Genomic DNA, 14,108 nt, shown 5'->3' with positions numbered 1-14,108 from the left:
GCGGCGGAGCAGCCGGGCGGCAGAGTCCGCCCGGCTGTCCGCCCTCCGCAACACCCCACCGGATCCCACGCCGCCCCGCCCCACCCCACCCCACCGCTTCGCTTCGCATCGGAGATCGCCATCACCACCACCGTGCCGCCCGCCGCGACGACCGTCCCCGAGCTCCTCGACGCGCGGGCCACCGAACACCCGGACCACACCGCGCTGCAGGTCGTCGGCGGCGGGCGACTCAGCTACCGCCACTGGCGCGAGGAGGCGCTGCGCGCCGCCGTCGGGCTGGCCGCCGCCGGGGTCGGACCCCACGACAGGGTGGTGCTGCGGTTCTCCAACGCGCGCTGGGACCGGTACGCCGTCGGATTCCTCGCCGTCCAGTACACGGGCGGGGTGCCCGTCCCGGTCCGTGAGGACCTGTCCGAGACCGACGCGGCCTCGCTGGCCGCGCTCGCCGAAGCCGGGACGGTCGTGACGGACGACGGGCTGCCCGGCCTTCCGGGCCTGGTGGAGCTGCGCCTGGACGACCTGCTCGCGGCGCACCCCGAGCCGCCGGCCGGGCCGCCGCACCGGGTCGGTCCGGCCGACCCCGCCCAGGTGATCGGCACCTCCGGCACCACCGGGGTGCCGAAGGGCGTCGTCGCCGCGCACGGAAACCTGACCGCGGGCCTGGCCGCGCACCCCCGGCGCCGCGCCTACGCCCACTCGCGGCACGCCCTGCACGCCTTCCCGATCGGGACCAACGCGGGCCAGGTGATGCTGCTGACCGCGCTGACCGCCGCGCCCACCACCCTCACCCTGCCGCGCTTCGACGCGGAGCAGTTCGGCGCCGCGGTCGAGGAGTTCCGGGTGGGCACCGCCTTCCTGGTGCCCTCCATGGTGATCGAGCTCGTCAACGCGGGCACCGCGGGGCGCCACGACCTGGGGAGTCTGCGCCTGGTCAACTCCTCGGCCGCCGCGCTTCCCGTACCGGTGGCGGCAGCACTGGCCGCGGCGCTGCCGGGCGCCACGCTGGTCAACACCTACACCTCCGCGGAGGCCTCGCCCGCGCAGATCTCCACCGTGGTCGACACGCGCCGCCCCGGCTCGCTGGGCCGCCCGGCGGACCCCCGTGACCTCCGGATCCTCGACGCGGACGGGGTGCCGCTGCCCGCCGGGCAGGTCGGCGAGGTCTGGCTGCGCCAGCCAGGGCCGCCGCGCGGCTACCTGGGCGCGGCCGGGCAGAGCGCCCAGGTGTTCCGGGACGGCTGGGTGCGGATGGGCGATGTCGGACGCCTCGACGCGGACGGCTATCTGTACCTGGTCGACCGGGAGAGCGACGTCATCAAGAGCGGTGCGCTGAAGGTCTCCACGCTGCGGATCGAGGAGGTGCTGCACGAGCACCCCGCGGTCGCGGACGCCGCCGCGCTCGGTCTGCCGCACGCCGTGATGGGGGCGGTTCCGGTGGCGGTCGTGGTGGCCGGGCCGGGCGGTCTCGACCTGGACGGGCTGCGGCTGTTCCTGAGCGCCCGGCTGAGCAGGCCCGAGCTGCCGGTGCGGATCCTGCTCGTCGACGACCTGCCAAGGAACCCCAGTGGCAAGGTGGTCAAGCACCGGCTCCGCCCGCTGTTCGACGTGCCCGCGGAGTCGGCCGCCGCCGCGGTCGCTCCGGCCACCCCGACGGAACTGCGGCTGGCCGCGCTGTGGCGGCGTCTGCTCGGCCGACCGGTCACCGACGTGGCCGCCGAGTTCTTCGCGCTCGGCGGCGACTCGTTCCGGGCGGTCCAGCTCGCCGCCGGCATCAGCGGCGAGTTCGGGACGCGGGCGGGCACCGCCCTGGTCTTCGAGCGGCCCTCGCTGCGGGCCCAGGCGGCCTGGGTCGACGACCACGACCGACGGCCGGCCGCTGCCGGCGGGGCACCGGCCGGGGCCGAGACCGTCACGCCCTACCTGACCGCGCTCCGGGCGCAGCCGCACGCCGTCCCGCTCACCTCGCAGCAGGAGAACTTCTTCCGCTGGATGGCCGAGGCCCCCGGGCGGGACGCGGGCGCCGTGTCCGCTCTGTTCCGGGTGGCCGACCGGCTGGAACCGGAGACCCTGGGCCGGGCCCTCACCGAGGTGGTCCGGCGCCATCCGGCGCTGCGCACCCGGTTCGAGACGGTGGCGGACGGGGTCGTACGGGCGGTGCTCGACGAGGAGCCGCGGGTCAGGATCACGCTGACCGAGGCCCCGGGGGCCACGGACGCGGAGGTGGACACCCTGCTCCTCGCCGAACGCGACCGTCTCACGGACCTGGCCCGCGATCCGATGACGCGCCTCCTGGTGGTCAGCAGGTCGGAGACCGACCACGTGGTGCTGGTCGGGACGCACCACATGGTGTCCGACGGCTGGTCGGTCGGGGTGGTGCTCGCCGACCTCGGCGTCTGCTACTCCGCGCTGCGGCGGGGCCGGTCGGCTCCGCCCGTCCGCTCCGGACCGGGCTACCGGGAGCTGGTGGACTGGGCGAACGCGCACTGGCCGGCCTCCCGGGCCCACTTCGGGACCGCGCTGGCCGGAGCGCCGGAGGCCGTCGAGCGGTTCGCCGGCCGCCGGGTCGTGGACGAAGTCCTCGTCAAGGCGCACGAGTTCGAGGTTCCGACGTCGCTGGCCGAGGCCCTGCGGACCCGGGCGGCCGCGCTGGGCGCCACGCCCTTCCTGGCCGTCGCCGCGGCCTGGACCGGATTGCTGGCGCACCGCAGCGGCCACCCCGACCTGGTCGTGATGACCCCGGTGCCCGGCCGCCCCCGTCCGGACGCCGAGCGGACGGTGGGCTGCTTCGTGCAGTCGCTGCTCCTGCGGGTGGACGCGAGCGGGCAGCCCGGTTTCGCCGAGCTGGTCGACCGGCTGCGGGTGGTCTACACGGAGGCTCTTGACCACCAGCTGTACCCGTTCGCCGAGTTCAGTCCGTCCGCGCCGTTCGCCGCCTGGCTCCGCTACGAGGCGTGGGCCGCGCCCGCGCAGCTGCCCGGCCTGGCCTGCGAGCCCTGGGAGCTGCCGCGCGGCAGCACCGTCCCCTGGCCGCTGCCGGGCGGCGACCGGGGCGTGCCCGAACTGACCGTGGTCGAGCAGCCGGACGGCGGCCTGCGGTGCTGGCTGCAGTACAACGCGCTGGCCTTCGACCTGCCCGTGATCACCGAGCTGGCCGAGGAGTTCACCGCCGCCCTCGCCACCGCCTGCGGATGACCGGCCGGCGGCTCCCGCACACCGGCCGGGAGGCGGCCGGGAAGGTCCCCGGGAGGGCGGCCGGGAAGGACCGGAACGGCGCTGTCAGTCCGCTGAAGTAGGCTTCCCGCCACCGCACACCGACTCGGAGGACCCAGAGAATTGACCGGCATGCCCGCCTTCCCGCTGCCCTTCCACTCGTCGCGCTCCCTGCCGTTCGCGACACCGCGCACGCTGCGGGAGGTCGAGATGATGCAGTGCAGCTCCCACCTTCGGGCGAAGCCGGAGTGGTTCGACAAGATGAACGACCCCGAGATCGTCGCCCGGTGGACGCGGGAGGCGATCGACCAGGGGCTCACCGAGGCACAGGTGCGCTACGTGCTCGCCGAGCTCGCGCACTACGCCTCGCTGCGGGACCCGCGCACCGGTGCCGAGCCGTCGGCCGTCGACGGGGTGTGGCAGTCGGACACCCTGGTCGACGACAAGCTCGAGGCCCGGCTGCGTGAGGCGGTGCGGGTTCTGGAGGAGGTCCCCGAGGCCGATCGGGACTGGCATCCCGGATCCGGCGGTCAGGTTCTCGACCTGGTGCATCCTTCGCTGTTCTGCCTGGTGAAGGACGTGAGCGGGGCACACGAGCAGGCCTGGAAGAACCCGACGCACCAGTACGCCAAGTACGAGTTCTCGGAGCGGTTCCAGTGGCTGCCCACGGACGTCGACGTGGATGCCGACGGCGGGGTCGCCTTCCGTTCGTACGTCAACAACGTGCATCCCGAGGCCCATCGGGAACTGGCCGCGGTCCTGCCGGACCTGTTCGCGCGCATGCGTCCGCTCCTGGAGAACGTGCTCACCGACCTGCGCCACCCGCGGCCCGTGCGGATCGAGACCGACCCGTGGGGCTGGTACGGCTCGGCCCCGAAGCGTCCGGACAGGTCGGCCTTCGACGATGACACGGCCTACGACGAGGCCGTCCGCGCGTGGGCGAAGGAGGAGGACCTCTGGTGGGAGAACCGCCGCCCGGTCGTCCCGGACGCCCCGGCCTTCACCCCGCCCGAGGTGCCCGACGCGGCCGCCCGGGTCGACCTGCGCGGCCGCGGCCTCCAGGTGATCGTCAAGCTCGCCACCATCCATCTCACCCCGGAGAAGCCCGAGTACGCGGGCGGTTCCTGGCATGTCGAGGGAATGCTGAACGAGCGGATCGTCTCGACCGGCATCTACTACTGGGACAGCGAGAACATCACCGAGAGCCGGCTGAGCTTCCGGGCCGCCCTCGACGACCCCGAGTACGAGCAGAACGACGACAACGGCATGCGCGACGTGTACGGGCTGGAGGACGAGGACGCGCTGAACCAGGTGCTCGGATCGGCCTCGACGCCGGCGGGCCGCTGCCTGGCCTTCCCGAACGTCCTGCAGCACCGCGTCGGCTCGTTCCGCCTCGCGGATCCCACCCGGCCGGGGCATCGCAAGATCCTGGCGTTCTTCCTGGTCGACCCGTCGGCGAAGATCGTCTCGACCTCCGACGTACCGCCGCAGCAGCCGTGGTCCGACACCTCGACCATGACGCGCGCGCAGGCCGAGGAGTTCCGCGAGGAGCTGATGCGGGAGCGCAAGTTCTTCGTCGACGAGCACAACGAGCAGCTCTACGAGCGGGAGTTCTCGCTCTGCGAGCACTGAGCCCGGCGGAGGGCGTCCGGCCGTCGCACGGCGACAGGGCCTAGGGTTGGCGTGTGCTGCTCCATGTGAACGCGACCTTCGCGGCACTCCTCGCGACGCTGCTCGCCCTCGCCGCCGGGGTGGTCGCCGTCGCCCGGCTCGGCCGCCCCCGCGACACCCTCCTCGCCGGTGCGCGCGCCGCCGTCCAGCTCGTCGCCGTCTCTCTCGCGATCGGCTGGGTGGTGCGCGCGCTGCCGCTCCTGCTCTGCTTCCTGCTGCTGATGTACGCGGTGGCGGTGCGCACCGCCGGCCGCCGGGTCGTCCCCGCGCCCGGGCGCGCCTGGCTGTGGACCGCGGTGCCGATCGGCGCCGCGGTCCTGCCCGTGGTCGTCGCCCTGCTGCTCACGGGAGTCGTGCCGCCCGAGGGCATCGCCCTCGTGCCCGTCACCGGCATCCTCATCGGTGGCGCGCTCACCGCCACCGTGCTGGCGGGCCGCCGTTCCCTCGACGAGCTCGCCACGCGCCGGGGCGAGGTGGAGGCCGGTCTCGCCCTGGGTCTGACGGACCGGGAGGCGCGCATGGAGGTGGCCCGCGAGGCGGCCTCCGACGCGCTCCTCCCCGGCATGGACCAGACCCGTACCGTCGGCCTCGTCACCCTTCCGGGCGCCTTCGTCGGCATGCTCCTCGGCGGCGCGTCACCGCTGCACGCGGGAGCGGTGCAGCTCTTCGTGCTCGTCGCCCTGCTCCTGGTCCAGGCCGTCGCCACGGCCGTCACCCTGGAACTCGTGACCCGCGGCCGTCTCGCGCGCGCCGAGCCGTAGCCCCGTCATCCGTTCGTACGCCAGCACGGGCACGCCGCGGGCAAGCCGCGCAGAGTGGGTCACGACGCCGAGACGGGGTGGTGGCGATGCCGACTCACACGATCCGCTGCCGCGCGCGGGAGCACGCGAGCGGACCCCGTCGTGGCTGAGCCGCCGACGGCCACGGTGGGCGCGGGCCACTCGGCCGAACGGGTCGTCCGCCCGCGGCGGGCCCTGCGCGCCGGGCTCACGCATGCCGTGGCCGTCGGCGTGGCGGTGGTCCTCGGCATCCTGCTCCCGGCGATCGACGGCGGCTCACGGGTCGCCGGGGACCGCGTCGTGGCCGTGCTGAACGTGCTCGGCGTGGGCGTCCTCAGCGTCACCGCGCTGATCTTCTCGCTGATGTTCCTGGTGGTGCAGTGGGCCGCGGGGAACTTCAGCCATCGCCTCGCCCTGTTCCGCACCGACCCGCTGGTGTGGCGCGTGTTCGCCTTCGTCATCGGCGTGCTGGTCTACTCGGTCACCGCGGTCCTGGCCATCGGCTCGCGTGACACGGTGTCCGTGGCCGTACCGATCGCCGCCCTGGTCATGGCGGCGGTCGCGTTCGTGCTCGTCCGTCGCCTGCAGCTCGTCGCGCTCCGCTCGATCCAGCTCTCCCACGTGCTCGACGAGCTGCGCGACCGCGGCCTCCACGTGCTCGACGTCTACTGTCCACCGGGCGGGGCGGCCGGCGCCGGGGACTCCCCGCCGGTGGCGGCTCCGCCGCCCGGGTCCGTCACCGCGTCGGTCCGCTGGCGGGGTGCGTCCGTGCTGGTGGAGCAGTTCAACCTGGTTCCGCTGGTGGCCGCGGCGGGACGAGGGGGCGCGTCCGTCGTCCTGCGGGTGAAAGTGGGGGATGTCCTCTACGACGGTGACGTAGTGGCCGACGTCCATCACGGCACGGTCCCGGAGGCCGAGGTCCTGAGGGCGGTCGTCGGCGGTCCCGAGCGCACCTTCCACCAGGACCCCCTGCTCGCCTTCCGGCTGCTGTCCGACATCGGCCTGCGGGCGCTGTCCTCGGCGATCAACGACCCCGCCACCGCCGTGCAGGCCCTGGACGCCGTCGAGGACCTGCTCCGGCGTGCCGCCGCGGGTCCGATCGGGCAGGAGACCCGGGCGATCGCCGACGCGTCCGGCACGGTGCGGGTGATCCTGCCCGTGGCCGGGTGGGACAGCCTCCTCCGGGTCGGCCTGGACGACATCCTCGTCGCCGCGCCCGGTATGCCGATGGTGCTCGCGCGCTGCCGGAAGCTCCTGACCGGGGTGCTCTCCGTCGCCCCCGCCCCTCTCCGCCCGCCGCTGGAGGAGCGACTGGCGTGGACGGAGCAGCAGCTCGGGAACCGTCCGCCGTTCCTGCGGGACGAGAGCTGAGCCCCGCGCATCTTGAGGAGAGCGTCGGCCCCGCGCTGGTGCGGCTCGACGTTGAGGAGTTCGAGCTCCTCACCGCCGTCGGCAGACAACGGAACGGTGCGGACCTGACCGACGTGGTCGCGTCCGGCGCGCGGCCGTGATGCGCGCCGGACGGCCGGCTCAGACGCCGGAGGGGACCTCGGCCTTCTCGGCGGACCCCGCCGGCTCTCCCTCCTCCGCCGCCAGCCTGCGGTTGCGGCGCACGGAGGACCAGAAGGACCAGGCGATCAGGATGACGCCGATGAGACCGGTGACCACCTCGGGGATCTGGTAGCGGATGGAGACCATCAGGATGACGGCCAGGGCGCCGATCGCGTAGTGCGCGCCGTGCTCCAGGTAGACGTAGTCGTCGAGGGTGCCCTGGCGGACCAGGTAGACCGTCAGCGAACGGACGTACATCGCGCCGATGCCGAGGCCGAGCGACATCAGGACGATGTCGTTGGTGATGGCGAAGGCGGCGATGACACCGTCGAAGGAGAAGGACGCGTCCAGGACCTCCAGGTAGAGGAACATGAAGAACGCCGCCTTGCCGGCCATCACGACCGCCGGGACCTTCTTGCCGCTCTTCCTGGCCTCCTCCTCGGCCTCGTGCTCGCGCTCCTCCTCTTCCTCCAGCTTGTTCTCGAAGAAGCCGGAGAGACCGCCGACGACGAGGTACGTGATGAGGCCGAAGACGCCCGAGAGCAGGACGGTCGCCGCCTTGTCGACGTGCAGGCCGCCGTGCTGGTGGGCCTGGGTCGCGAAGGTCATGGCGCTGATCGCCAGGACGACCAGGGCGATGCAGACGGACAGCATGTCGATCTTGCCGAGCTTGGCCAGCGGGCGCTCCAGCCAGCCGAGCCACTTGATGTCGCGGTCCTCGAAGATGAACTCGAGGAAGATCATCAGCAGGAACATGCCGCCGAAGGCCGCGATCGACGGGTGGGCGTCGGTGACGAGCTGCTCGTAGCGCTCGGCGTCGTTGATCGCCAGGTCGACGGCCTCGATGGGACCGACCTTGGCGCTGATGGCCACGATCACGACCGGGAAGACCAGCCGCATGCCGAAGACGGCGATGAGCACGCCGATGGTGAGGAAGATCTTCTGCCAGAAGGCATTCATCTTCTTCAGGATCCCGGCGTTGACCACCGCGTTGTCGAAGGACACCGAGATCTCGAGGATGGACAGGATCGCCACGATCCCGAAGGCCGCCCATCCCCCGTAGAGCACCGCTACGACGAGGCCGAGCGCGGTCACCGCGAACGACCAGCCGAACGTCTTCAGAACCACTGTCTACCCCATCGTTTCGTGCGGGGCTCCCCCGCGGTCCGTGCCTGGCTTTGCCAAACACTGACCGAGTCTAGGGCGAAGCAGGGGACTCCCAGCACGTACCGGCCAACCTACCGTCGGTGCGCGGCACTTGAAGACGCACCGGACGGGAGAGGTGCCGCAGAGCGGAGAACCCGCCGAATCCGCCTACCGCGTGACGTCGACGACGGGGACCGGGGGCCCGCCGGCGGCTTCGCGAAGGATGTCAACTGCGGAGGTGCGAGGCTCCGTTGAGGTCGAGGATCGTTCCGGACGACCACTCCGCGGCGGGAGACGCGAGCCACAGGACCGCCTCCGCGATCTCGGCGGGCTCGGCCACCCGGCCGAACGGGCTCTGGGCCCGGATCGCGGCCCCCTCGGCCCCCTCCAGGCGGGACGAGACCCGCTCCGTGGCGAAGAATCCGGGCGCGACCGAGGCGACGGCGATCCCGTACGGGGCGAGGGAGACCGCGAGCGACTGGCCGAGCGCGTGGACGGCGGCCTTGGTGGCTCCGTAGGCCGGGTGGTCGGGCTCGCCGCGGAAGGCTCCGCGGGAGCCGATGTTCACGATGCGGCCCCCCGCACCCTGGTCGATCATCCGCCGGGCCGCGAGATGGCTCAGGTTCGCGGTAGCGAGCAGGTTCACGGACACGTGGCGCTGCCAGACCGCCACCCACTCCTCGTACGGCGTCTCGGGGAGGGGGTGACGGAGGTTCACCGCCGCGTTGTTGACCAGGACGTCGACCCCGCCGAGCGCCTCGGCCGCCGCGTCGACCACGGCCACCGCCCCCGCAGGGTCCGAGAGGTCCCCTCCGACCAGGACGTGGCCCGTTCCGTCGAGGGACTCCAGGGTGGCGCGGGCCTCCTCGGCGCGCGAGCCGAAGTGGACGGCGACCCGGTCGCCGTTGGCCGCGAAAGCCCGGGCGACCGCCCGGCCCAGCCCTCGGGAGGCACCGCTGACGAGGACACGACGGCCGGAAGCGGGCAGTTTCATGGGAGGGCCTTCCGCGCGGGGACGTAGCGAAGATCATTCTGCACGGCGCCCCCGTGGCCCCGGACGACGGGACGAGACCCGGAAGCCCGCCGGACGGCCCTGGGCGCGCGTCAGGCCACCGGCTGACGTTCCCGCCCGCGACCGGGACCGCCCGCGACCAGGGCGCCCGCCGCGAAGCACCGCCCCGGGTCAGACCACGGACAGGACGATCTTGCCCGTGGTGCGGCCCTGCTCGCCGAGCGTGTGGGCCTTCGCCGCCTCGGCCAGCGGCACGACCGCCTCGACCACCGGCCTGAGCAGGCCGCGCTCCACCAGGGCCGCGATCTCGCGCAGGCCGAGGTGGTCGGGCTCCACCAGGACCCAGGACGCGCGTACGCCGTCCCGCGCGGCGGGGACGTCGTCCGGGCCCGGCAGGGTGATCAGCCTGCCGCCGTCGCGGAGCACCTTCAGGGAGCGTTCCGCGGTCTCCCCGCCGATGCCGTCCAGGACGACGTCCACCTCGGAGACGACGTCCTCGAAGGGGGTCTCCCGGTAGTCCACGACCTCGTCGGCGCCCAGCTCGCGCACCAGGTCGTGCTTGCCCGCGCTCGCCGTGCCGATGACGTACGCGCCGCGGGCCTTGGCGATCTGCACCGCGAGGTGCCCCACGCCGCCGGCCGCCGCGTGCACGAGCACCCGCTCCCCGGGGCGGACGTCCGCCGCGTCGACCAGGGCCTGCCAGGCGGTGAGCGCCGCGAGCGGCAGCGCCGCGGCCTCCACGTGCGTCAGGGAGGCGGGCTTGGGGGCGAGGTGCCGCGCCGGGGCCACCACGTACTCCGCGTACGCGCCCGCCTGCCGGGGGAAGAGCGGCATGCCGAAGACCTCGTCGCCGGGACGGAGGATCCCCACGCCCGGACCCACCGCCTCCACGGTGCCGGAGACGTCCCAGCCGACGGCCGGGACGGCGCCCCACTCGATCAGGCCCCCGCTGACGCGGGTCTTCCAGTCCACCGGGTTCACACCGGCCGCGTGGACCCGCACCAGGACCTCGCCGAGGCCCGGCTCGGGGCGCTCCACCTCGCGCTCGACCAGGTTCTCGGGTCCGCCCCACTGCTCCACGACCACCGCACGCATGCTGTCCGCCTCGTTTCCTTCTCGATCGGTGCGCCACCGGACCGTTCCGGCGGCGATGCGTCCACGATCCGGTACGCCGGTCCCGCGTGGTGTTGGCCGTTTGGCCAGCATGTGACAGGATCTGGCCATGGGACGAAGCGGCATGGAACAGACCAGGAGGACCACCGGGGAAGCGGCGCCCGCGCCGCCGCACCGGGTCGCCGTCCTGGCGCTGCCCGGAGTGCCTCCGTTCGAGCTCGGCATCCCCTCCCGGGTCTTCGGCAGCGCCGAGGACGCCGACGGCCGTCCCCTGTACGAGGTCACGGTCTGCACGGCCGACGGCGCCCCGGTCCTCAGCGACGCCGGGTTCACCGTGCAGCCCTCGGCCGGCCCCGAGGCGCTCGCCGCCGCCGACACCGTGGTCCTCCCGCCCACGCACGCCATGCCCGAGCTCGGCCGCGGCGGCCCGCTGCCGCCCGAGGTCGCCGCGGCCATCGGCGGCATCCGGCCCGGCACCCGGCTGGTGTCCATCTGCACCGGGTCGTACGTGCTGGCCGCCGCCGGGCTCCTCGACGGCCGGCCTGCCACCACGCACTGGAACCTGGCCCCGGAGTTCCGCAGGGCCTACCCGCGGGTCAAGGTGGACGAGGACGTGCTGTTCGTCGACGACGGCGACGTACTGACCTCGGCGGGCGTGGCCGCGGGCGTCGACCTGTGCCTGCACATGATCCGCCGCGACCACGGCGCCTCGGTCGCCAACCGCGCCGCCCGGATGTGCGTCGTGCCCCCCTGGCGGGACGGCGGGCAGGCCCAGTTCATCGACCGGCCCGTACCGGAGCCCACCCTGGCCAGCACCACCGCCACCCGCGCCTGGGCCCTGGAGCACCTCGGCGAGCCCCTCACCCTGGCCCGGCTCGCCGAGCACGCCCGGATGAGCCTGCGGTCCTTCACGCGGCGGTTCCGCGACGAGGTCGGGGCGACCCCGGTGCAGTGGCTCACCGCGCAACGCCTCGAACTGGCCAAGCAGCTCCTGGAGACGACCGACCTGCCGATCGACGTCGTCGCCCACCGCGCGGGCCTCGGCTCGGGGAACTCCCTGCGGGCGCACATGCGTACGGCCTTCGGTGTCTCGCCCGCCGCCTACCGCCGCGCGTTCGGGACCGGCGCCCTCGCGGGACACGGAGACGAGAGGGAGATGTCCGCCTGAGCGGTGCGCGGTCCCCGGGGGACGTCGTCCGCCCGAGCGGTGCGCGTCCCCGGCGGACGCCGTCCCGGGAGGGACGGCCTCGGCGTGCTGCCACGGGACGGTGCGGCATCCGCCGTACGCTGCAACGCCGGGACGAACCCGCCGGGACCGAACCTCCCCGAAAGCGCGGATGTCTTGCTTGCCGTCACCGTCATCGCGGGCATTCTGTTCACCTGGTGCGTCCTGTCGCGCAGGCTCGCGCTGTGGAGCGTCACCGCGCCGATCGCCATGATGGTGGCGGGCATCGCGCTCACCAGTGGCTCGGACCCGCCGCTCGTCTTCGACTTCGGCGACCTGGCCGGCTTCGAACGCGCCGTGGAGGTGGTCCTCGCACTGCTGCTGTTCGTCGACGCGACCGAGGTTCCGGCAGGAGGCATCCGGCGGGAGCGGAGCGTCGTCGCCCGGCTGCTGGGCGGTGCGCTGCCCCTGACCCTGGGCGCCGCCTTCCTGGCCGCGCTCGCCTTCTTCCCCGACCGGCCCGGCTGGGTCCTCGCGACCCTGGCGACGGTCGTCGTCCCCCTCGACCTGGCGCCCGCCGCGGCCCTCGTGCGGGACGAACGCATCCCGGCGCGCCTCCGGGAGGTGCTCACCGTCGAGGGCGGCCTCAGCGACGGAATCGTCTCACCGGTGTTCCTGATCTGCGTCGCCGCCGCAGCCGAGTACCACACGGCGGGCTCCGACTACGCCGAGGCGCTGCTCGCCGCCGTGGGCGCGGCGGGCTGGGCCGTCGGTGCCGGATCGCTGGTCGGCTATCTGGCCGGATGGCTGCTGCGCCGGTCCTGGGCGAGGGGCTGGACGCTGCCGACCGCGGCGCGGCTCGCGGTGCTGAGCGTGCCCCTCGCCGCGTACTCCCTGTCGGTCTTCCTCGGCGGCAACGGCTTCGTCGCCTCGTTCGTCGCCGGTGTCTGCGTCGCCCCGGCGATGCGGCACCTCCCCGAGGGCACCGTGCGGATGACGGACGACCTGGTCACTCTGTCGACCCTCGCCCTGTGGTTCCTCTTCGGGCAGTTGGTCAGCGACGAGTTCTGGGACGGCTTCCACCTGTCCGTCGTGCTCTACGCCGTCCTCGCCTGCACCCTGGTACGCCTGGTGCCCGTGATGCTCGCCCTCGTCGGTACGGATCTGGCCCTGTCCGACCGGCTGTTCCTGGGGTGGATGGGGCCCAGAGGAGTGGCCTCGGTGGTCTTCGGCCTCCTCGCCGCGATCGAACTGCCCGCGGCCGGCGGCGGCGACTTCATCTCGCGGGTGATGGTGATCACCGTGATGGTGAGCATCGTGCTGCACGGCCTGAGCGCCGAACCCCTGGGCCGCCGGTACGCCCGAGGGCGGCGCGCCGCACCGGCACCCCGGGGCGGGGGCTGAGGGGGTGCCGGTGCGGCGTGCCGGGGCGTGGGCTGAGGGGGGTGCGGCGGGCCGGCGCTCACGTCCGGCCCGCCGCACCCCGTCAGGTCGGGAGCCACGTCCGCCAGGTGGCCTCGTTCTCCTTCACCCAGCGGCCGGCCGCCTCCTGCGGCGACAGCTTCTGGTCGGCGATCATCAGGGCGACGTCGTTCTGCATGTCGGTCGTCCAGCGGAACTTCTTCAGGAAGGCCGCCGCGTCGCCCCCGCCGTCCGCGAAGCGGGCGTTGAGGAACTTCTGCAGGGGCGTGTGGGGGTACGCGCAGGCCACCTTCTCCGGGTCGGCGTCGCAGCCCTCCTTGTACGCGGGCAGCTTCACCTCCGTCATCGGGACCTTCTCGAACAGCCACTGGGGCTTGTACCAGTAGCTGAGGAAGGGCTTCTTCTCCTTGGCGAACTGCTTGATCTGCGTGATCTGCGCCGCCTCCGAGCCCGCGAACACGACCTGGTAGTCGAGGCCCAGGCTGTTCACCAGCGCCTTGTCGTTCGTCACGTACGACGGGGAGCCGTCGAGGAGCTGGCCCTTGCCGCCGCTCTCCGCGGTGCGGAACTCGTCGGCGTACTTGTTCAGGTTCTTCCAGTCGGTGACGTCGGGGTGCTGCTCGGCGAAGTACGTCGGCACGAACCAGCCGATGTGGCCGGTCACCCCGAGGTCGCCGCCGCGCCGGATCGTGCCCTTGTCGTCGATGTACCGCTGCTCCTGCTCCGGGTGGCCCCAGTCCTCCAGGATGGCGTCCACCCGGCCCTGGCTGAGCGCGTCCCAGGCGGGTACCTCGTCGATCTGCACGGTGTCCACGCGGTAGCCGAGCTCGTGCTCCAGGAGGTACTGGGCGACGGCGACGTTGGCCTGTGCGCCCACCCACGACTGCACCGAGAGCGTGACCGTGCGGGAGCTCTTCGCGTCGGCGTACGGGGAGGACTGGCGGGTCATGTCGGCCGCGCCGCAGCCCGTGAGGCCGGCCGCCAGGGCGGCGGCGGTCACGAGGGCGGAGCCGCCGAAAGCGATGCGTGTGCGAGCCAT

Annotated in this window: 10 protein-coding genes; 6 read left to right on the top strand and 4 right to left on the bottom strand. The window is 73.4% G+C overall.

Annotation, left to right across the window (positions count from 1 at the left end; genetic code table 11):
- The first annotated feature begins 132 nt into the window (after positions 1–132).
- The 4 genes from AMK27_RS10990 to AMK27_RS10975 all read left to right on the top strand — a co-directional run bounded on the left by AMK27_RS10990 (position 133) and on the right by AMK27_RS10975 (position 7,031).
- Positions 133–3,192 (top strand): class I adenylate-forming enzyme family protein, encoded by a 3,060-nt coding sequence (locus AMK27_RS10990; protein WP_241847415.1) that lies wholly within the window; start codon positions 133–135, stop codon positions 3,190–3,192.
- 141 nt (positions 3,193–3,333) lie between these two features.
- Complete coding sequence (locus tag AMK27_RS10985) at positions 3,334–4,842, top strand: DUF4246 domain-containing protein (protein WP_073905074.1); 1,509 nt, start codon at positions 3,334–3,336, stop codon at positions 4,840–4,842.
- Between the two features lie 53 nt (positions 4,843–4,895).
- Complete coding sequence (locus AMK27_RS10980) at positions 4,896–5,642, top strand: ABC transporter permease (protein WP_073905073.1); 747 nt, start codon at positions 4,896–4,898, stop codon at positions 5,640–5,642.
- A 141-nt stretch (positions 5,643–5,783) separates the two neighbouring features.
- Complete coding sequence (locus AMK27_RS10975) at positions 5,784–7,031, top strand: DUF2254 family protein (protein WP_073905071.1); 1,248 nt, start codon at positions 5,784–5,786, stop codon at positions 7,029–7,031.
- A 159-nt stretch (positions 7,032–7,190) separates the two neighbouring features.
- Here AMK27_RS10975 and AMK27_RS10970 read toward each other — a convergent pair whose 3' ends face one another.
- The 3 genes from AMK27_RS10970 to AMK27_RS10960 form a co-directional block, all read right to left on the bottom strand.
- A complete protein-coding gene (locus AMK27_RS10970) occupies positions 7,191–8,339 on the bottom strand; it encodes a DUF475 domain-containing protein (protein WP_073905070.1) in 1,149 nt (382 codons plus the stop codon).
- Between the two features lie 244 nt (positions 8,340–8,583).
- Positions 8,584–9,351, bottom strand: a complete 768-nt coding sequence (locus AMK27_RS10965) for an SDR family NAD(P)-dependent oxidoreductase (RefSeq protein ID WP_073905068.1) — start codon at positions 9,349–9,351, stop codon at positions 8,584–8,586.
- Between the two features lie 189 nt (positions 9,352–9,540).
- Positions 9,541–10,464 carry an NADP-dependent oxidoreductase gene (locus AMK27_RS10960; protein WP_073905067.1) on the bottom strand — a complete coding sequence of 308 codons (924 nt, stop codon included), beginning with the start codon at positions 10,462–10,464 and terminating at the stop codon, positions 9,541–9,543.
- Positions 10,465–10,606: 142 nt separating this feature from the next.
- Between AMK27_RS10960 and AMK27_RS10955 the strand changes: the two genes are divergently transcribed.
- Together AMK27_RS10955 and AMK27_RS10950 are read left to right on the top strand one after the other, a co-directional pair.
- Complete coding sequence (locus tag AMK27_RS10955; RefSeq protein WP_073905065.1) at positions 10,607–11,650, top strand: GlxA family transcriptional regulator; 1,044 nt, start codon at positions 10,607–10,609, stop codon at positions 11,648–11,650.
- Positions 11,651–11,824: 174 nt separating this feature from the next.
- Positions 11,825–13,051 carry a cation:proton antiporter domain-containing protein gene (locus tag AMK27_RS10950; RefSeq protein ID WP_073905064.1) on the top strand — a complete coding sequence of 409 codons (1,227 nt, stop codon included), beginning with the start codon at positions 11,825–11,827 and terminating at the stop codon, positions 13,049–13,051.
- An 82-nt stretch (positions 13,052–13,133) separates the two neighbouring features.
- Here the strand turns inward: AMK27_RS10950 and AMK27_RS10945 are convergent, their stop codons facing one another.
- Entirely contained in the window at positions 13,134–14,108 is a 975-nt protein-coding gene (locus AMK27_RS10945; RefSeq protein WP_198955836.1) for an ABC transporter substrate-binding protein, read from the bottom strand.

Source organism: Streptomyces sp. CB02009, from assembly GCF_001905825.1.
In the GTDB taxonomy this organism is placed as follows: Bacteria; Actinomycetota; Actinomycetes; order Streptomycetales; family Streptomycetaceae; genus Streptomyces.
The sequence above is the reverse complement of the archived record's forward strand: the minus strand, read 5'-3'. Positions and strand labels throughout refer to the sequence as shown.

Bases quoted from the DNA above. Each gene is read 5' to 3' on its own strand.
- AMK27_RS10945 (WP_198955836.1), bottom strand. From the start codon at position 14,108: ATGGCTCGCACACGCATCGCTTTCGGCGGCTCCGCCCTCGTGACCGCC.
- AMK27_RS10960 (WP_073905067.1), bottom strand. From the start codon at position 10,464: ATGCGTGCGGTGGTCGTGGAGCAGTGGGGCGGACCCGAGAACCTGGTC.
- AMK27_RS10955 (WP_073905065.1), top strand. From the start codon at position 10,607: ATGGAACAGACCAGGAGGACCACCGGGGAAGCGGCGCCCGCGCCGCCG.
- AMK27_RS10965 (WP_073905068.1), bottom strand. From the start codon at position 9,351: ATGAAACTGCCCGCTTCCGGCCGTCGTGTCCTCGTCAGCGGTGCCTCC.